The sequence below is a fragment of the Massilia glaciei genome, assembly GCF_003011895.2.
Classification (GTDB): domain Bacteria; phylum Pseudomonadota; class Gammaproteobacteria; order Burkholderiales; family Burkholderiaceae_D; genus Telluria_A; species Telluria_A glaciei.
This window is the reverse complement of record NZ_PXWF02000270.1, coordinates 14,749-31,493: the sequence shown is the minus strand read 5'-3', so window position 1 is coordinate 31,493 and position 16,745 is coordinate 14,749. Positions and strand designations below refer to the sequence as shown.

Annotated in this window: 17 protein-coding genes and 1 other RNA gene; 13 read left to right on the top strand and 5 right to left on the bottom strand. The window is 66.8% G+C overall.

What is annotated here, in order from left to right; genetic code table 11:
- Positions 1 to 52: 52 nt before the first annotated feature.
- On the bottom strand, positions 53 to 1,009 hold the full coding sequence (locus C7C56_RS19765) for a MerR family transcriptional regulator (RefSeq protein WP_106759086.1): 957 nt from the start codon (positions 1,007 to 1,009) through the stop codon (positions 53 to 55).
- A gap of 320 nt (positions 1,010 to 1,329) precedes the next feature.
- Between C7C56_RS19765 and C7C56_RS19760 the strand changes: the two genes are divergently transcribed.
- From C7C56_RS19760 to C7C56_RS19725, 8 genes are read left to right on the top strand one after another with little or no spacing between them, the layout of a single operon-like run.
- A complete protein-coding gene (locus C7C56_RS19760) occupies positions 1,330 to 2,625 on the top strand; it encodes an NAD(P)/FAD-dependent oxidoreductase (protein ID WP_106759085.1) in 1,296 nt (431 codons plus the stop codon).
- On the top strand, positions 2,612 to 3,418 hold the full coding sequence (locus tag C7C56_RS19755; protein ID WP_106759084.1) for a DUF1365 domain-containing protein: 807 nt from the start codon (positions 2,612 to 2,614) through the stop codon (positions 3,416 to 3,418). The genes C7C56_RS19760 and C7C56_RS19755 overlap by 14 nt, the downstream gene beginning before the upstream one ends.
- Positions 3,415 to 4,653, top strand: a complete 1,239-nt coding sequence (locus C7C56_RS19750) for an SAM-dependent methyltransferase (protein WP_106759083.1) — start codon at positions 3,415 to 3,417, stop codon at positions 4,651 to 4,653. Before C7C56_RS19755 ends, C7C56_RS19750 begins: the two co-directional genes overlap by 4 nt.
- A 2-nt stretch (positions 4,654 to 4,655) precedes the next feature.
- Complete coding sequence (locus C7C56_RS19745) at positions 4,656 to 5,192, top strand: chalcone isomerase family protein (protein ID WP_106759082.1); 537 nt, start codon at positions 4,656 to 4,658, stop codon at positions 5,190 to 5,192.
- On the top strand, positions 5,189 to 6,436 hold the full coding sequence (locus tag C7C56_RS19740) for an MFS transporter (RefSeq protein WP_106759081.1): 1,248 nt from the start codon (positions 5,189 to 5,191) through the stop codon (positions 6,434 to 6,436). The genes C7C56_RS19745 and C7C56_RS19740 overlap by 4 nt, the downstream gene beginning before the upstream one ends.
- Positions 6,437 to 6,454: 18 nt before the next feature.
- Entirely contained in the window at positions 6,455 to 7,000 is a 546-nt protein-coding gene (locus C7C56_RS19735) for a DUF3833 domain-containing protein (RefSeq protein ID WP_106759080.1), read from the top strand.
- On the top strand, positions 6,997 to 7,764 hold the full coding sequence (locus tag C7C56_RS19730; RefSeq protein ID WP_106759079.1) for an SDR family NAD(P)-dependent oxidoreductase: 768 nt from the start codon (positions 6,997 to 6,999) through the stop codon (positions 7,762 to 7,764). Before C7C56_RS19735 ends, C7C56_RS19730 begins: the two co-directional genes overlap by 4 nt.
- Entirely contained in the window at positions 7,761 to 8,195 is a 435-nt protein-coding gene (locus C7C56_RS19725) for a nuclear transport factor 2 family protein (RefSeq protein ID WP_106759078.1), read from the top strand. The genes C7C56_RS19730 and C7C56_RS19725 overlap by 4 nt, the downstream gene beginning before the upstream one ends.
- Before the next feature lie 165 nt (positions 8,196 to 8,360).
- On the opposite strand, the gene C7C56_RS19720 is transcribed toward C7C56_RS19725, so the two are convergent.
- Positions 8,361 to 10,064: a thiamine pyrophosphate-binding protein gene (locus C7C56_RS19720; RefSeq protein WP_106759077.1), complete on the bottom strand. Its 1,704-nt coding sequence runs from the start codon at positions 10,062 to 10,064 to the stop codon at positions 8,361 to 8,363.
- 110 nt (positions 10,065 to 10,174) lie between these two features.
- Positions 10,175 to 10,531 carry a DUF1304 domain-containing protein gene (locus C7C56_RS19715; protein WP_106759076.1) on the bottom strand — a complete coding sequence of 119 codons (357 nt, stop codon included), beginning with the start codon at positions 10,529 to 10,531 and terminating at the stop codon, positions 10,175 to 10,177.
- Between the two features lie 98 nt (positions 10,532 to 10,629).
- Between C7C56_RS19715 and C7C56_RS19710 the strand changes: the two genes are divergently transcribed.
- A complete protein-coding gene (locus C7C56_RS19710) occupies positions 10,630 to 11,286 on the top strand; it encodes a TetR/AcrR family transcriptional regulator (RefSeq protein ID WP_106759075.1) in 657 nt (218 codons plus the stop codon).
- A gap of 66 nt (positions 11,287 to 11,352) precedes the next feature.
- Here the strand turns inward: C7C56_RS19710 and rnpB are convergent.
- Both rnpB and C7C56_RS19700 read right to left on the bottom strand, forming a co-directional pair.
- Positions 11,353 to 11,677: RNase P RNA component class A (gene rnpB, locus C7C56_RS19705), an RNA gene on the bottom strand.
- Between the two features lie 92 nt (positions 11,678 to 11,769).
- The gene (locus C7C56_RS19700) at positions 11,770 to 12,720 is read right to left on the bottom strand and encodes an AAA family ATPase (RefSeq protein WP_106759074.1); all 951 of its coding nucleotides are present in this window, start codon (positions 12,718 to 12,720) and stop codon (positions 11,770 to 11,772) included.
- Positions 12,721 to 13,284: 564 nt separating this feature from the next.
- Here C7C56_RS19700 and mraZ point away from each other — a divergent pair.
- From mraZ to C7C56_RS19680, 4 genes are read left to right on the top strand one after another with little or no spacing between them, the layout of a single operon-like run.
- Entirely contained in the window at positions 13,285 to 13,713 is a 429-nt protein-coding gene (mraZ, locus tag C7C56_RS19695; RefSeq protein WP_106759073.1) for a division/cell wall cluster transcriptional repressor MraZ, read from the top strand.
- Positions 13,700 to 14,695, top strand: coding sequence for a 16S rRNA (cytosine(1402)-N(4))-methyltransferase RsmH (gene rsmH, locus C7C56_RS19690; protein ID WP_370660228.1), 996 nt, complete (start codon positions 13,700 to 13,702; stop codon positions 14,693 to 14,695). Before mraZ ends, rsmH begins: the two co-directional genes overlap by 14 nt.
- Positions 14,692 to 14,964: a cell division protein FtsL gene (ftsL, locus tag C7C56_RS19685; RefSeq protein WP_106759071.1), complete on the top strand. Its 273-nt coding sequence runs from the start codon at positions 14,692 to 14,694 to the stop codon at positions 14,962 to 14,964. Before rsmH ends, ftsL begins: the two co-directional genes overlap by 4 nt.
- Positions 14,961 to 16,742, top strand: a complete 1,782-nt coding sequence (locus C7C56_RS19680; protein ID WP_106759070.1) for a peptidoglycan D,D-transpeptidase FtsI family protein — start codon at positions 14,961 to 14,963, stop codon at positions 16,740 to 16,742. Before ftsL ends, C7C56_RS19680 begins: the two co-directional genes overlap by 4 nt.
- Positions 16,743 to 16,745: the final 3 nt, after the last annotated feature.

The following is a 16,745-nucleotide window of genomic DNA, read 5'->3' as shown; positions in this document are numbered from 1 at the left end:
CCGCTTAGAACAAATTCACCGTGGCCTCTCAGTCTCTCAGCCTCCCAGCCTGTCAGGCCGGCACTACGGCTTGCGCCGCCGCGTGCTGCGCAAGCCAGCGGCCTATCGCGCCGGTAATATCGTTCAGGTCGAGCACGCAGTGGGGCCCCAACTGGCGCCGCACCGCCATCGCGCAACTGCCGCCGGCCCAGACCTGGATCGTCTCGCCAAGGCGGCTGCGCAGTTCGATCACATTGTCGATCGCGGCGCGCGGCGACACCACGCTCGAGAACGACAGCGCCACGATGTCGGCGCGCTGGATCCGGGCGGCCTCGACGATTTCGGCCAGCGGCGTCTGCACCCCCAGCGAGACGCAGTGCGCCCCCTCCAGCGCGAACAGGGCCTCGGCCATGAGCAGGCCAAGGCCGTGGCGCTCGAGCGGCACGGTGGTCAAGAGGATGCGCGGGCGCGCCGTCGCGTGCGAGCCATGCTGGGTGGCCGCGAAGATCGCGTTGCGCATCACGCTTTGCAGGGTTTCCAAATACAGGTGCTCTTCGAACACGGCCAATTGCCCCGCGGCCCAGGCGTCGCCGACCATCTGGGTCAGCGGCGCGACGATCTCCATGACGAAGGTCCTCAGTCCCATCTGCAGCTGGGCCTGCGCCATGCGCTGGCGCAACTCGTGCATCTGATGCGCTTTCAGCAAGCCCAGGCACAAGGCCAGCTCGGGGTCGCTTGGCCCGCGCAGCGGCGCCGGCGGGGTGCATTTGGCGCCCAGTTCGGCCAGCGCGTCCGTGTCGAGGTGCATGATTTTGCCGGGGCGGTAGCCCTGGTCGAGCAAACGCTTGATCAGGCGCAGGCGCTGGACCTGGTCCTCGGGGTAGATGCGTTCGCCGTTGGGGTCGCGCAGGGGCAGGGGGAAGGCGTAGCGCCGCTCCCACACGCGCAAGGTTTCCTTGGCCACGCCGGTGTCGCGTTCGACCTCGCTGATGTTGCTCAGAACAATGGACTGGCTCGCGGGATTAGTCATGGTTGCTTCGCAATCGTGGTGAGTGGCGGCGGTTTGTGCTGGACAAACCATCCTTTTGGGGCGCTTCGGAGCATTGTACAGCGTCCACGGCAGGCCCGGCGCAAGCCGTCAGTACGACACCAGCTCCGTGCCGCCGCCAATGAAATTGGATTTTTCCCACCTAAGCCCCTCTTCTTGAATCCGCTTTAAAGTTTCCCTCGTATAAATCATGGGGAAACTCTTTGTCCACGACAAACTGTTGACAGGCACCATTATTTCCTTGATTATACATCTTGTAAAGCGTTTGTCATGGACAAAAAAATAAAATTGGAGTGGAAACGATGAAAATCGCTGTGATCGGTGCCGGAATCTCCGGTTTGTCCTGCGCATACCGGCTGGTGCGCGCGGGCGCCCAGGTGACCTTGTTCGAGGCGGGCGACTATTTTGGCGGCCACAGCCACACGGTCGACGTCACCCTCGACGGCCACACGCACGGGGTCGACACCGGCTTTCTGGTCTTCAACGAGCGCACCTATCCCAACCTGATCGCGCTGTTCGACGAACTCGGGGTCGAGACGGCGCCCAGCGACATGTCGTTTTCGGTCAAGCTGCCGCTCGCGGGCAAGGCCGGCGCCACGCTCGAGTGGGCCGGCAGCAACCTGGGCACCGTGTTCGCCCAGCGCCGCAATCTGTTCAATCCGCGCTTTCTGGGCATGCTCGGCGACATCCTGCGCTTCAACCGCCAAGCCAGCGCGCTCGCCGCCGGCGGCGCCATGCCGGCCACCTCGCTCGGCGACTTTCTTGACGCCAACGGCTACAGCGAGCAATTCCGCCACTGGTACCTGCTGCCGATGGCGGCCTGCATCTGGTCGTGCCCGTCGGACCAGATGCTCGCGTTCCCGGCCGCCAGCTTCATCCGCTTCTGCCACAACCACGGCCTGCTGCAGGTGAGCGACCGGCCGCGCTGGCACACGGTCAAGGGCGGCTCGCGCAACTACGTCCACAAGATGATCGCCAAGATCGAGGCGCGCTGCCTGTCGACCCCGGTGCTGGCGGTCAGCCGCGGCAGCTCGGGCGGCCTGCGCCCGGTGCGCGTGACCACCGCCACCGGGGTCGAACTGTTCGACCATGTCGTCATGGCCTGCCACAGCGACCAGTCGCTGGCGCTGCTGTCGGACGCGCGCGCCGACGAGCGCGCCGTGCTCGGCGCGATCCGTTACCAGCCCAACCGCGCGGTGCTGCACACCGACGCGAGCTGCCTGCCCGCCAGCCGCAAGGCCTGGTCGGCCTGGAACTACCAGAGCAACGCCGCGCCCACGCCGCTGGTGTGCGTGCACTACCTGATCAACCAGTTGCAACCGGTCCCGTTCAGCACCCCGGTGATCGTCTCGCTCAATCCGATCGACGAGCCGGACCCGGGCCGCGTGCTCGCCAGCTACGACTACGCGCATCCGGTGTTCGACGCCCCGGCGGTGGCGGCGCAGGCGCGCCTGCCGGCGCTGCAGGGCATGCAGAACACCTGGTTCGCCGGCGCCTGGACCGGCTACGGCTTCCACGAGGACGGCCTCAAGTCGGGGCTCGAAGTGGCCCGTTCGATCACCGGCCTGATTGCCGCGCGCTTCGATGCAGCCGCTTGATTCCGTGATCGAGGCCGCGCCGCAGCTGTGCTTCGGACAGGTGCGCCACAAGCGCCTGCGCCCGGCCCGCAACGCCTTTGAATACCCGGCCTACTATGTGCGCCTGCCGCTGCGCGCGATGGGGCGGGGCGGGTTCGACTGCGCGCTGTTCTCGCGCAACCGCTTCAACCTGCTCGCCTTCCACGATCGCGACCATGGCGACGGCGAGCGGCCGCTGTGCGACTGGATCGACGCGCTGCTGCGGGCCGAGGGTGTCACCGACGCCGACGGCGAGATCTGGCTCCAAGCCATGCCGCGCGTGCTCGGCTTCGTCTTCAATCCGGTCTCGTTCTGGTTCTGCCACCGCCGCGACGGCGCCCTGCGCGCCGTGCTGTGCGATGTGCGCAACACCTTCGGCGAGCGCCATTTCTATCTGCTCGAACAGGGCGGCGCGATCGGCAACGGCGCCGAACTTGGCGCGCGCAAGGTGTTCCACGTGTCGCCGTTTTGCGACGTCACGGGCAGCTACCGGTTCCGCTTCATGCGCGCCATGCGCCGGGTCGACGGGCGCGCGCTCGAGAGCACTCTGGCCTGCATCGACTACGACGATGGCGCCGGGCCGCTGCTCGAAACGAGCGTCTCGGGCGCGGGTGCGCCGATTTCCAGCGGCGCCGTGGCGCGCGCCTTTTTCAGCTTTCCCCTGATGACCTTCGGCGTCGTCGCGCGCATCCACCTGCAGGCGCTGCGCCTGTGGATCCGGCGCGTTCCCTTCTTCTCCAAACCCGCCCCACCTCAACAAAAGGTAACGCGATGAACAGCAAATCCATGCAAACCAGTCCTTCCTGCGGCGCGCCAGCGCCCACCGCGCCGGCGGCGTCGATGCCGGCGTCGGCCGCCTTCATCCTCAAGATGCTGTCGCGCCTCGAGCACGGGGCCCTGCACGTTAAATCCCCGGCCGGCGTGGTGCTGCGCTACGGCGACGGCTCGACCCCGGTCACGCTCGAACTGAACAACTGGAACGTGTTCGGCGCGGCGCTGCAATCGGGCGACATCGGCCTGGCGCAGGCCTACATCGACGGCGACTGGCGCAGCAACAACCTGGCCGGGCTGATCGAACTGCTGGTGCGCAACCGCGACACCTTCGACAAGGTCGTCTACGGCAGCTGGTGGGGCGGCCTGGCCTACCGCATCAAGCATCTGCTCAACCGCAACACCAAGGCGGGCAGCCGCAAGAACATCCACGCCCACTACGACATCGGCAACCCGTTCTACGAACTGTGGCTCGACCCGTCGATGACCTACTCGAGCGCGCTGTTCTCGGTCGCCACCGGCGACAACCTGGAGTTGGCGCAGGCGGCCAAGTACCGCCGCATCCTCGGCCAGCTGGCGCTGTCGCCGGGCCAGCGCGTGCTCGAAATCGGTTGCGGCTGGGGCGGTTTCGCCGAGATGGCCGCGGCCGAGGCGCGCGCGCACGTGACCGGCCTGACCCTCTCAAGCGAGCAGCTGGCCTACGCCAACACCCGCCTCGAGCAGGCCGGCCTCGCGCACATGGCCGACCTGCGACTGTGCGACTACCGCGACAGCGACGGCCAATACGACGCGATCGCCTCGATCGAGATGTTCGAGGCGGTCGGCGAGTCGTACTGGCCGAGCTACTTCGAGTGCGTCGCGCGCAACCTCAAACCGGGCGGGCGCGCCTGCGTGCAGACGATCGTAATCGCCGACCAGCTGTTCGAGCGCTATCGCAAGGGCACCGACTTCATCCAGCAGTTCATCTTCCCGGGCGGGATGCTGCCCTCGCCGTCGGTGTTCGAGAGCATGGCGCAGCAGCACGGCCTGCGCGTGGTCGACAAATTCAAGTTCGGGTACGACTACGCCGACACCCTGTCGGCCTGGCGCGACGCCTTCCACGCCCGCATCGACGAGGTGCGCGCGCAGGGCTTCGACGAGCGCTTCATCCGGACCTGGGAGTTCTACCTGTGCTACTGCGAAGCGGCCTTCAGGGCCGACAACACCGACGTCATGCACTTCACCCTGGTGAGGGACTGACCATGCGACGCCTGCTGAAGTCTTTACTGCTGGCGCTGGTGGTCGGGGTCGGGACCGGCGCCGCGCAGGCCGCGCCCGCCCACATCGATGCCCACCTGCCGCAGGCCCGCCTGGCGGGCGCCGGCGCGTTCACCTGGTTCACCCTCAAGATCTACGACGCCGAACTGTGGGTCGGGGAAAAGGGCTACCAGGCCGGCCTGCCGTTCGCGCTCGAGCTGCGCTACGCGCGCAAGCTCGAGGGCAAAAAGATCGCCGAGGCCAGCGTCGACCAGATGAAGAAGCTCGGCGCCGGTACGGACGCCCAGCGCGCCGCCTGGCTGCGCGAGATGGCGTCCCTGTTCCCGAACGTGAAAGAGGGCGAGCGCATCACCGGTGTCAACCTGCCGGGCGAGGGCGCGCGCTTCTACCTCGACGGCAAGGTGCTCGGCACCGTGCGCGACCCCGCGTTCGCGCGCGCCTTCTTTGCGATCTGGCTCGACCCGGCCACCACCGCGCGCGGCCTGCGCACCGCCTTGCTCAAAGACGCGGCGCCGAAATGACGCGTCTGTCGCACGGCCAGTTGCTCGCGTACGGCCTGTTCGGCCTGCCGTTGGCGATGGTCGCGCTGCCGATCTATGTCTACCTGCCCCAGTTCTACGCCGAACGCGCCGGCCTGCCGCTGGGGCTGATCGGCGCCGTGCTGCTGACCGCGCGCGTGGCCGCCGCCTTCACCGACCCGCTGCTCGGTTGGTGGATCGAGCGCGGGGCCGGCCGCTTCGCCCGCTACATCGCGCTCGCGCTGCCGCTGCTGCTGGTCGGCTTTGTGGCGCTGTTCAATCCGCCGGCGCTGCGCGGCGGCGGCGCGCTGGCCTGGTTCCTGGTGACGCTGATGGTGGTCTACCTCGGCTTCAGCCTGGCCACCATCGCGCACCAGAGCTGGGGCGCGGCGCTGACCCAGGCCGTCACCGAGCGGGCGCGCGTGACGGGCGTGCGCGAGGCCTGCGGGCTGGCAGGCGTGGTGCTGGCGGCGGCCATCGGCGCCGCCTTCGGCTACGTCGGACTGAGCATCGCGTTCGCCTTCGCGCTGGCGCTGGGGGCGGCGCTGCTGCTGGCAAGGGCGGATCGCCCGCAGGCGGCGCCGGCGCACGCGGACGCAAAACCGGTCCGGTTCAGCCTGCGCCAGATGGGCGCGCCGTTCAGGCAACGGCGCTTTCGCGCGCTGTTCGCGGTCCTGATCGTCAACGGCATCGCCTCGGCCATCCCGGCCACGCTGTTCCTGTTCTTTGTGGCCGACCGCCTGCGGCTGCCAGCGCTGGCGGGCATGTTCCTGATCGTCTACTTCGGCGCGGCGGCGGCCTCGATGGCGCTGTGGATAGCGCTCGCCGCGCGGCTGGGCGAGGCGCGCGCCTGGACCCTGGCCATGCTGCTCGCGGCCGGCGTGTTCGTGTGGGCCTACTGGCTCGGCGCCGGCGCCGGCGCCGCGTTCTTCGTGGTCTGCGTGCTGTCGGGATTGACGCTGGGCGCCGACCTGGCGCTGCCGCCGGCGCTGCTGGCCGGGGTCATCGCCAAGGCCGGCGACGCCGGCCGGCGCGAGGGCGCCTATTTCGGCGTCTGGAACTGGGGCGTGCAAATCACGCTGGCGCTGGCGGCCGGCATTTCGCTGCCCCTGCTTGAATGGCTCGGCTACCAGCCGGGCAGCAGCGGCAACACCGGCACCCTGGCCGCGGCCTACGCGCTGCTGCCGTGTGCCATGAAACTGGTGGCGGCCGCGATGTTGTGGCGCGCGCCGCTGCGCGATTGTTAATACTAAAAGAGGAACACCATGAAAAAATTCGTACTCATCGCCGCCGCCATCTGTTGTGGGCTGCTGGCCGCCTGTTCGGCGCCGTCCCCCGAGCTGTACGCGAACGAGAAGCCCGCGCTCGACGTGCAGGACTATTTCAACGGCACGCTCGACGCGCACGGCATGTTCCAGGACCGCTCGGGCAAGGTCGTCAAGCGCTTCGTGGTGGTCATGAACTGCCACTGGAAGGGCGATGTGGGCGTGCTCGACGAGGACTTCGTGTACTCCGACGGCACCCGCCAGAAGCGCGTCTGGACCTTGCAAAAGACCGGGCCGGGCCGTTTCAGCGCGACCGCGGCCGACGTCGTCGGCACGGCCGAGGGCGTGGTCGAGGGCAACGCGCTGCGCTGGTCGTACGTGCTGGCGCTGCCGGTTGACGGCAAGATCATCAACATGAAGATGGACGACTGGATGTTCCTGATCGACGAGCGCGTCATGCTCAACCGTACGGAGATGAGCAAGTTCGGCGTCAACCTGGGCAGCGTGACGCTGTCGTTCACCAAACGCGCGCCGGCGGCCAAATGAATCCAAAGATCGGCGACTGGAAGGGCAAGCGCGTCTGGCTGATCGGCGCTTCGACCGGCATCGGCGAGGCGGCCGGGCAGTACCTGCTCGAGCTCGGCGCGCAGGTGGCGTTCTCGGCGCGCAGGATCGAGGTCCTCGAGCGCGTCGCGGCCGGTTCGACGCGCGCCTTTCCGATCGCGCTCGACGTGACCGACCCGGGCAGCGTGGCGCGCGCGTGCAAGACGCTGGTCGCGGCCTGGGGCGGCATCGACCTGGTGCTGGTGGTCGCCGGCGGCTACAACGAGATGCGCGCCGACAGCTTCGACCTCGCGCAGGCCAACAAGATGCTCGACCTGAACCTGCGCGGCGTGTTCAACTGCCTCGACGCGGTGCTGCCGCAGTTGTTGAAGCAGGGCGCAGGCGGGATCGGGATCGTGGCCTCGGTGGCCGGCTTCGGCGGCCTGCCGAAGGCGCTGGTGTACGGGCCGACCAAGGCCGCGCTGATCAACCTGAGCGAGTCGCTCTACCTCGACCTGCATCCGCGCGGAATCGGGGTGTACCAGATCAATCCGGGCTTTGTCGACACGCCGCTGACGGCCAAAAACGACTTCCACATGCCGGCCCTGATGAGCGCCGAGGACGCCGGCGCCGCCATGATCGACGGCATCGAGCGCGGGCAATTCCACATCCACTTCCCCAAGCGCTTCACCAACAGCATGCGCTTGGCGCGCCTGTTGCCCTATCCTTTGTATTTTTGGTTGATCCGAAAGGTGACCGGCCTGTGAACTTCAACGACGAACTGACGCGCTTGATCGACTTTTACGAGAACCTGAGCGCGCAATCGCTGCCGGCCCAGCTGGCGCGGGTGTACGCGGCCGATGCGGTGTTCAAGGATCCGTTCAACGAGGTGCAGGGGCTGGGCGAGATCGAGAGGATTTTCGCGCACATGTTCAAGCAGGTGCACGATCCGCGCTTCGTGGTGGGCACGCGCGTGCTGCAGGGGGAGGAGGCTTTTTTGGTGTGGGATTTCACGTTCCGCATGCACCGCTCGCCGCAGCGCACCGAGTGCATCAGGGGGGCGACGCATATCCGCTTCAATGGGGACGGCGCGGTGGTGCTGCACCGCGATTATTGGGACGCCGCCGAGGAGTTGTATGAGAAGCTGCCGGTGCTGGGGGCGTTGATGCGCTGGCTGAAGCGGGCGGCCCTGCGCTGACCGCCCGCCACCACATCGTCCTCGCGCAGGCGGGGACCCATAGAACGTTTGCATCGATATACCGTTCTATGGGTCCCCGCATTCGCGACGACGATGTCTCTTTTTTTTGTCTGAGTTATTACGGCACTAATCCCGCGGCACCCTTCCACCCACTTTGGAAGGTCATTAACCCTTCTTCTGGGCCGCCATCGCGTTGTCGCGAATCGCCTCGAGCGTCGCGTTCGGCGTGATCAGATTGCCGTCGTAGCGCAGTTCGATCACCGCCGGCAGCTGCATGTCGCGGGTGTGGGCCAGCGCGCGGGCCAGCGCGGGACCGAACTGCTCGGTGCTGTCGACCACCTCGCCGAACGCGCCATAGGCCTGCGCCAGCGCCGCGAAATCCGGATTGTGCAGGGTCGTGCCCGAAACCCGGCCAGGATAATCGCGCTCCTGGTGCATGCGGATGGTCCCGAACATATTGTTGTTGAAAACAATGATCAGCACGCCGGCGCGGTACTGCACCGCGGTCGCCAGTTCCTGCCCGTTCATCATGTACTCGCCGTCGCCGGCGAAGGTGACCACGGTGCGCAGCGGGTCGATGATTTTCGCGGCCACGCCGGCCGGCACGCCGTATCCCATGGCGCCGTTGGTCGGCGCGAGCTGGCTGCGCATGCCGCCGTAGCGGTAGAAGCGGTGCGCCCACGAGGCGTAGTTGCCGGCGCCGTTCGTGATGATCGTGTCCTTCGGCACCGCCGCCTGCAGTTGCTGCACCACCTGCCACAGGTCGAGCGGCGATTTGCCATCCTTGAAAATCGGCGGCTGCTGCTGGTAGGCGGCCAGTTCGGCCTTGGCCTCGGCCACGGTGCCGGCCCATGCGCTTGAATCGACCCGCGCCATGGCCGCCAGCATCGCCGCCACTTGCGGGGCGCCGCTGTTGATCATCAGTTCGGCCTGGTACACGCTGCCCAGCTCCTCGGCGTCGGCGTGGATGTGGACCAGGCGCTGCCGCGGCACGGGCGAGGCGATCAGCGAGTAGCCGCTGGTCGTCATTTCGCCCAGGCGCGGGCCGAGCGCGATCAGCAGGTCGGCGTTTTTCACGCGCGCGGCCAGTTTCGGGTTGATGCCGATGCCGACGTCGCCCACATAGTTCGGGTGCGCGTTGTCGAGCAAGTCCTGGAAGCGGAAGGCGCAGCCGACCGGCAGCGCGTTGGCTTCGGCGAAGCGCTGCACGTCGGCGCAGGCCTTGGCGTCCCAGGTCGGGCCGCCCAGCAGCAGGAACGGACGCTTGGCCTCGGCCAGCATCGCGCGCAGGGTGTCGATCTGCGCGTTCGACGGCGACGCCTGCACCGGCGTGTAGCGCGCCGTGTTGGCGACGTCGGCCACCTGGATCAGCATGTCTTCGGGCAGCGCCAGCACCACCGGGCCCGGACGGCCGCTGGTGGCGACCTGGAACGCGCGCGCCATGTATTCGGGGATGCGGTCGGCGCGGTCGATCTGCGCGACCCACTTGGCCATCTGGCCGTACATGCGGCGGTAGTCGATCTCCTGGAACGCCTCGCGGTCGGTGAAGTCGTTGCCGACCTGGCCGATGAACAGGATCATCGGGGTCGAATCCTGGTAGGCGGTGTGCACGCCGATCGAGGCGTTGGTCGCGCCCGGGCCGCGGGTGACGAAGCAGATGCCGGGACGCCCGGTCAGTTTGCCGTAGGCCTCGGCCATGAAGGCCGCGCCGCCCTCCTGGCGGTTGATGATGAAGCGGATGTCCGAGTCGTGCAGGGCGTCGAGCACATCGAGATAGCTCTCGCCGGGCACGCCGAAGGCGATTTCGACGCCGTGGATGTTGAGCGCATCGACCAGGATCTGGCCGCCGGTGCGGGATGGTTGCGTCATGACGATTGGCCTCTATGCCTCTGGTGGAGTATCCGCCATTCTATAAGAGGCCAATCGCTCAAGCTTTTGAAATGGCGACACCAATTTACACAAATTGCATGCCAGATCGATCAGGCCAGGTGCAGCGCGACCAGCGCCGCGACCGCGGGCACGGTCTGCACGTACAGGATGCGCATCTGGACCGTCAGCGCGCCGACGATGCCGGCCACGGCCACGCATACGAGCCCGAACACCGTCAGCGCGAGCGCCGCCGGGCCGCTCAGAACGAAGCCGAGCGCGAGCGCCGCCGCCAGGAACAGGTTGTAAAAACCCTGGTTGAGCATGGCCCGCGAGCTCAACTCGGCCTGTTCGGCGGTGAGGCCGAACACGCGCCGGCCGCGCGTTTTGAACAACACCGTCTCGAGCAGGAAGATATAGACGTGGATGACCAGCACGAGGGCGGTGAGGATTTGGGCGGCGAGCAGCATGGATATCTCCTGGGGGAATGGGTGGTTCTGATCGTGTTTCCTAACAATACATAATTACGTTATAATTGTCAAACGAAAAGAAATTGGGGCTTTTGAGCATGAATCAAATCAAGGGACCAGGCGCGGCAAAGCGGGAGCCAGGCGCCGCCAAGCGCGACGGCCGCAAGGAAAACGCCGCCGTAACACAGGCCGCCCTGCGCGTGGCCGGGCGCCGCCTGTTCGGCAGCCTGGGCTACGAGGCGACCCCGCTCGGCGCGCTGTGCGCCGAGGCCGGCGTCACCACGGGCGCGCTGTACCACCACTTTGGCGACAAGAAGGGGCTGTTCGCGGCCGTGGCCGAAGAGCTCGACATGGGCCTGGTCGCCCTGGTCGGCCAGGCCGGCGCGCGCGCGCTGGGGCAGGGGAGGGACCACTGGTCGGCATTTTTGGCCGGGGTCGACACGCTGCTGGCGGCGGGCGTCGACGCGGGCGGGCGCCGGATCGGCCTGGTGGACGCCCCGGCCGTGCTGGGCGCGGACGGCTGGCTCGCCATCCGCGAGCGCCACGGGCTGGGCGCGATGGTCGCGACGGTGCGCGCATTGCAGGCGGGCGGCCTGATGCGGGCGGGGGAGCCGGTGCGGCTGGCGCGCACCGTGTTAGGCATGTTGTACGGCGCGATCGAAGCGCTGCCGGAGGATCCGGCCAAGGTCGCGCAAGCGCTGGACGAGACGCGGCAGACGGTGCACACGATGCTGGCCGGCCTGCGTGCGCGCTGATCAAGGGACAAAAAAGGGACGAAAAAAAGGCCAGCCCCGTCAACTGTGGCTGCCTTGTTGAATGAGAAGTGAAGCAAGCCGATAGGCCGGATTTTGTTACGGCATTCGCCCTTGCGGACGTCTGCTATGACAGCCATTCCTCTAGGCGCCGAATTACTCCGGCGCTCAAGCTCCCTACCCGCACGCTCCGCGAGCCGCCTCAACGCGTGCCTATTTGGGATTGCTCCAGATGGAGGTTACCGCGTTTCACCGTAACTTAATACGCTCGTCTCTGTGGCCCTATTCCTCGCCTTGCGGCGGACGGCCATTAACCGTCATCCTGCTCTACGGAGTCCGGACCTTCCTCCCGCCAACGCATTACCGTCAGCCAGCGACTGTCTTGGCCTGCTTCACGGCGCCATTGTACCGCGCCGCGGCATTGGACGGGGAAACAAGCGGGCCGCGACCCGTGATTCGCAAGCCCGTGCTTCAGAAGCCCGTGATTCAGAAGCCGATGCGCGTCTTGCCCGCCGCGGCGCGCAGGTGGATGTCGTCGGCCAGCACGCGGTCGCGCCCGGCCGCCACCGCGTAGCCCAGGCTGTCGAGCAAAGTCTTGCGCATGTCGCGCGGCGACACGCCCGCCAGCTTAGACAGGGTCGCCTCGCCCAGATCGGGGTTGAACTTTTCGAGCTTCCGCTCATCTAATAGGCCACGGTAGATGCGCTGGGCGATGCCGGCCGTCTGCTCGGGCGTCGGCGCCGGCACGTCGTACACCGCCATCCGGTTCAGCAAGGGCGACGGAATGCCGGCCGTGCTGTTGGCCGTGAGCACCCAGAAGATCTGGCTCGCGTCGATCTCGATGTCGATGAATTCATTGCGGAACGAACGCGAGGTTTCGGGCTCCAACAGCTGGTAGAGGGCTGCGAGCGGGTCGGACTGGCTCGAGCCGCTCGCCTTTTCGACCTCGTCGAGCACCACGAGCGGGTTCGCGTACTGGCCGCGCACGAGCCGCTCGGCCACCTTGCCGCACTTGGCGCCCTTCCAGCTGGCCGAGCTGCCGGTGATCACAAAGCCGGCCGACAAGGCGTTCATGCTGATGAGCTCGCACTCGGTCTGCAGGGCCTTCGCGAGCCGCTTGGCGAAATGGGTCTTGCCCACGCCCGGGTCGCCCAGCAGCAGCAACGGCATCACATTCACCCCGGCGTCGCCCGCATGCGCGAGGCCCAGGTAGCCCGTCAGGTCGCCCAGCACCTCGCCAAAATTGGGACATTCATCGGTCAGGGGGCGCAGCGCCCCGGTCGAGGAGGGCGTGGTGACGAAACGGTCGGCGCCCTTGTCGAGCATGCGCTCGTAGAAAGCGTCGAGCTCGGGCGAGCGCCCCTTGCCGCGCTCGAGCGCGCCTTGGACCTCGCCCAGGTCGCACACGGGGCGGGTGCGGGCCAGTGTGATGCTCACGTGGTTCTCCCCGGCGGCGCGGTGTCGCGTTGGGCGCGTACCCGTCCGCCAACGACGACTCGCTTCGCGTGCTCGCGCCGGGCCACCGAGCGAGTCGGGCGTGTGGCCGGCCGGTCGTGCGCTTCCATACGTGCGCTTTCGATATCGTGCGCTTCCATACGTGCGCTTTCCATAGCGTGCGCTTTCATCGTACCGCGCCGCGTGTGAATCCGCAAATCTTATATGCCGTCTGGCAATGTTGTTGGAAATCAGTGCTTGTCAATTATTTTTATCGGTGTTTACAAGGCGAAAAGCGGGCATGCAGATGAGGTAGCACATTCAATGTCTTTTATAAGTGTCTAATTACTCGACATATTTTAACTTGAGCATGCTTGAACGAACTGCGCTAAGTCCTTGACTTCATTGGCAATTTCCCTATTCCGCACGTTTGAAACTTCTTGACCATCAAGATTGCTTGATCTAAAGTGGGCAACTGTGTAAAAAAGTGTCGTTTTGTGGGGTGTTTTGAGGCCCCGGACGACGCAGGCACCCGATCCACCCCCATCACTCACAGCTAGGCAAAACGTGTTTCAAGGCGCGTCTTCAATCAATCTCGATGCGAAGGGCAGGATGTCCATTCCTGCCAAGCATCGTGACGCCCTCGCGGTCCAGTGCGAAGGCCGCCTCACGCTCACCCGCCATCCGCATGGCTGCCTGTTGTTCTTCCCGCGCCCGGTGTGGGAGTCGCACCGCGACCAGATCGCCGCGTGGCCGATGTCGGCGCGCGCGTGGCAGCGCATTTTCCTCGGCAACGCCTGCGACGTCGAGATCGATTCGGCGGGCCGCATCCTGATTTCGCCCGAGTTGCGCGCGGCCGTCGGCCTCAGCCGCGACGTGATGATGCTCGGCATGGGCACCCATTTCGAGATCTGGGACGCCGCCAAGCTGGCCGACGACGAGCAGCAGGCCGTCGCCGGCGGCATGCCCGACGTGCTGTCGAATTTCTCCTTCTAAGGCCACGATGACGACAGTTGGCGTGCCCGAGTTTTTGCACCGGACGGTTTTGCTCGATGAGGCGGTCGACGCGCTGGCCATCGCCGGCCCGCGCGCGGGCGGCGTGTACGTCGACGGCACCTTCGGGCGCGGCGGCCACAGCCGCCTGATCCTGTCGCGCCTCGGCCCGCAGGGGCGCCTGATCGGCTTCGACAAGGATTTGCAGGCGATCGCGACGGCCGAACAGGTGGGCGACGCCCGCTTCGAGATCGTGCACGACAGTTTCGCCAGCATGAGCGGCGCGCTCGGCGCGCGCGGCATCGAACGGGTCGACGGCATCCTGCTCGACCTGGGAATCTCCTCGCCGCAGGTCGACGACGCCGCCCGCGGCTTTAGCTTTCGCAACGACGGTCCGCTCGACATGCGCATGGACACCACCCGCGGCCAGTCGGCCGCGCAGTGGCTCGCCACCGAGACCGAACAACAACTGGAAAAGGTGATACGCAATTATGGGGAAGAACGGTTTGCTTTTCAGATTGCAAAGGCGATTGTTGCTCGCAGGGCAGTCGAGCCAATTTCAAGCACACGACAGCTTGCCGGTATCGTGGCAAACGCGGTCAAAACCCGCGAAAAGGGCAAGGATCCGGCCACCCGCACCTTTCAGGCTATCCGGATTTTCATCAATCAAGAGCTTGAGGACCTTGAGGCAGGCTTGAACGCGGCCTACGCCATGCTCGCGCCCGGCGCGCGCCTGGCCGTGATCAGCTTCCATTCGCTCGAGGACCGCATGGTCAAGCAGTTCATGGCGGGCAAGGTCAAGCTCGAGCAGCCTGACCGCCGCCTGCCGATCCGCGCGGTCGACCTGCCGCAGCCCCTGATGAAGCTGGTCGCCAAGACCAAGCCGTCCGGGGCCGAGGTCGAGGGCAACCCGCGCGCGCGCTCGGCCGTGCTGCGGGTGGCCGAACGGCTGCCGGCGGCGGTGCCGCCGAGGGCGGCCCGATGAGCGCCAAGATCACCATGGCGCTCGCCGCGCTGCTGGTCGCCTGCGCCCTCACGCTGGTCAACTCCCAGTACCGCGCGCGCCACCTGTTCATCGAGCTCGAGCGGCTCGAGCAGCAGTCGCGCCAGCTCGACATCGACTGGGCCCAGCTCCAGCTCGACCAGTCGACGCTGGGCAAGAACGCGCGCATCGAGCAGATCGCGCGCACCGACCTGAACATGCTGCCGCTGACCCCGGCGCGCACCCAGTACCTGACCGGGGGCGCGCAATGAGGCGCCCCAACGGCGCGGGCGGCTCGCGCGTGGCCGCCTCGAAGGGCGTGTCGTTCTCGACCAGCCCGGTGCTGGCGGTCAGCCTGCCGCTGTGGCGTTCGCGCTTCGTGCTGTTCGTGCTGTTCGCCGCGTTCTCGGCGCTGGTGTTGCGCGCGATCTGGGTGCAGGGCATGTCGACCGAGTTTTTGATCGACAAGGGCAAGGACCGCTACGAGCGCACCATCGAACTGCCGGCCACGCGCGGCAAGATCATGGACCGCAACGGCCAGGTGCTGGCGCTGTCGATGCCGGTGCGGGCGGTGTGGGCGATCCCCGACGACGTGCTGGCCTCGTCGGCCGGCCAGTTGCGCGCGCTCGCCGGGCTGCTCGGCATGACCGAGGCCGAGCTGCGCGCCAAGCTCGACTCGGACCGCACCTTCGTCTACCTCAAGCGCCAGGTCGAGATGGATGTGATCGACAAGATCGCCATGCTCAAGATCAAGGGACTCGACACGCGCAAGGAATACAAGCGCTACTACCCGCAGGGCGAGGTCATGACCCACATGGTCGGCTTCACCAACGTCGAGGACGCCGGCCAGGAGAGCATGGAGCTGGCCCAGCAAAAGACGCTGGTCGGCACCACCGGCAGGCGGCGCGTGATCAAGGACCGCCTCAACAACATCGTCGAGGACATCGGCCAGGGCAAGGAGCCGCGCGACGGCCAGGACCTGACGCTGTCGGTCGACAGCAAGGTGCAGTACATCGCCTTCACCCAGCTCAAGGCCGCGGTCGAGAAATTCAAGGCCAAGGCCGGCGGCGCGGTGGTGCTCGACGTGCGCACGGGCGAGGTGCTGGCGCTGGCGAACTACCCGAGCTACAACCCGAACGACCGCAAGAAGCTGACCGGCGCCCAGCTGCGCAACCGCGTCATGACCGACACCTTCGAGCCCGGCTCGACGCTCAAGCCGTTCACGGTGGCGCTCGCGCTCGACACCGGCCGGGTCACCCCGAACACCCTGATCGACACCGGCGCCGGCCGCTATGTCGTCAACGGCGCGCCGATCCACGACACCAAGGGCCATGGCGTGATCAGCGTGTCGCAGGTGATCGAGATGTCGTCCAACATCGGCACCACCAAGATGGCGCTCAACATGCCGTCGCAGGAGATGTGGGAGATGTTCACCAAGGTCGGCTTCGGCCAGCAGCCGCGCTTCGGCTTCCCGGGCGCGGTCGCCGGGCGCGTGCGCCCGTACAAGTCGTGGCGCCCGATCGAGCAGGCCACCATGAGCTACGGCAACGGCATCTCGGTCTCGCTGCTGCAGCTCGCGCGCGGCTACATGATGTTCGCGCGCGACGGCGACACCATCCCGCTGTCGTTCCAGAAGGTCGGCGAGCCGCCCGCGGGCCAGCAATTGATCAAGCCGCGCACCGCGCGCCAGATGCGCGAGATGCTCGAGTCGGTGGTGTCGGGCAAGGACGGCACCGCCAAGCAGGCGCAGGTGGCCGGCTACCGCGTCGGCGGCAAGACCGGCACCGCCTACAAGGTCGAGAACGGCAGGTACGCGATGCCGCGCAAGTACATCGGATCGTTCGTCGGCATGGTGCCGATGTCGAACCCGCGTTTCATCATCGCCGTCATGATCGACGAGCCGACCGGGGCCCAGCATTTCGGCGGCCAGGTCGCCGCGCCGACCTTCGCCGCGGTCGCCGCCAACGCGCTGCGCGCGATGAACGTAGCCCCCGATTCGACCGTGACCGAAATCGTCATCCCGCCCGACGCCGAATTAGAGGCCATGTAATGA

Coding starts and splice junctions, on each gene's coding strand:
- C7C56_RS19765 (WP_106759086.1), bottom strand. CDS start 1,009: ATGACTAATCCCGCGAGCCAGTCCATTGTTCTGAGCAACATCAGCGAG.
- C7C56_RS19760 (WP_106759085.1), top strand. CDS start 1,330: ATGAAAATCGCTGTGATCGGTGCCGGAATCTCCGGTTTGTCCTGCGCA.
- C7C56_RS19755 (WP_106759084.1), top strand. CDS start 2,612: ATGCAGCCGCTTGATTCCGTGATCGAGGCCGCGCCGCAGCTGTGCTTC.
- C7C56_RS19750 (WP_106759083.1), top strand. CDS start 3,415: ATGAACAGCAAATCCATGCAAACCAGTCCTTCCTGCGGCGCGCCAGCG.
- C7C56_RS19745 (WP_106759082.1), top strand. CDS start 4,656: ATGCGACGCCTGCTGAAGTCTTTACTGCTGGCGCTGGTGGTCGGGGTC.
- C7C56_RS19740 (WP_106759081.1), top strand. CDS start 5,189: ATGACGCGTCTGTCGCACGGCCAGTTGCTCGCGTACGGCCTGTTCGGC.
- C7C56_RS19735 (WP_106759080.1), top strand. CDS start 6,455: ATGAAAAAATTCGTACTCATCGCCGCCGCCATCTGTTGTGGGCTGCTG.
- C7C56_RS19730 (WP_106759079.1), top strand. CDS start 6,997: ATGAATCCAAAGATCGGCGACTGGAAGGGCAAGCGCGTCTGGCTGATC.
- C7C56_RS19720 (WP_106759077.1), bottom strand. CDS start 10,064: ATGACGCAACCATCCCGCACCGGCGGCCAGATCCTGGTCGATGCGCTC.
- C7C56_RS19715 (WP_106759076.1), bottom strand. CDS start 10,531: ATGCTGCTCGCCGCCCAAATCCTCACCGCCCTCGTGCTGGTCATCCAC.
- C7C56_RS19710 (WP_106759075.1), top strand. CDS start 10,630: ATGAATCAAATCAAGGGACCAGGCGCGGCAAAGCGGGAGCCAGGCGCC.
- ftsL (WP_106759071.1), top strand. CDS start 14,692: ATGAGCGCCAAGATCACCATGGCGCTCGCCGCGCTGCTGGTCGCCTGC.
- C7C56_RS19680 (WP_106759070.1), top strand. CDS start 14,961: ATGAGGCGCCCCAACGGCGCGGGCGGCTCGCGCGTGGCCGCCTCGAAG.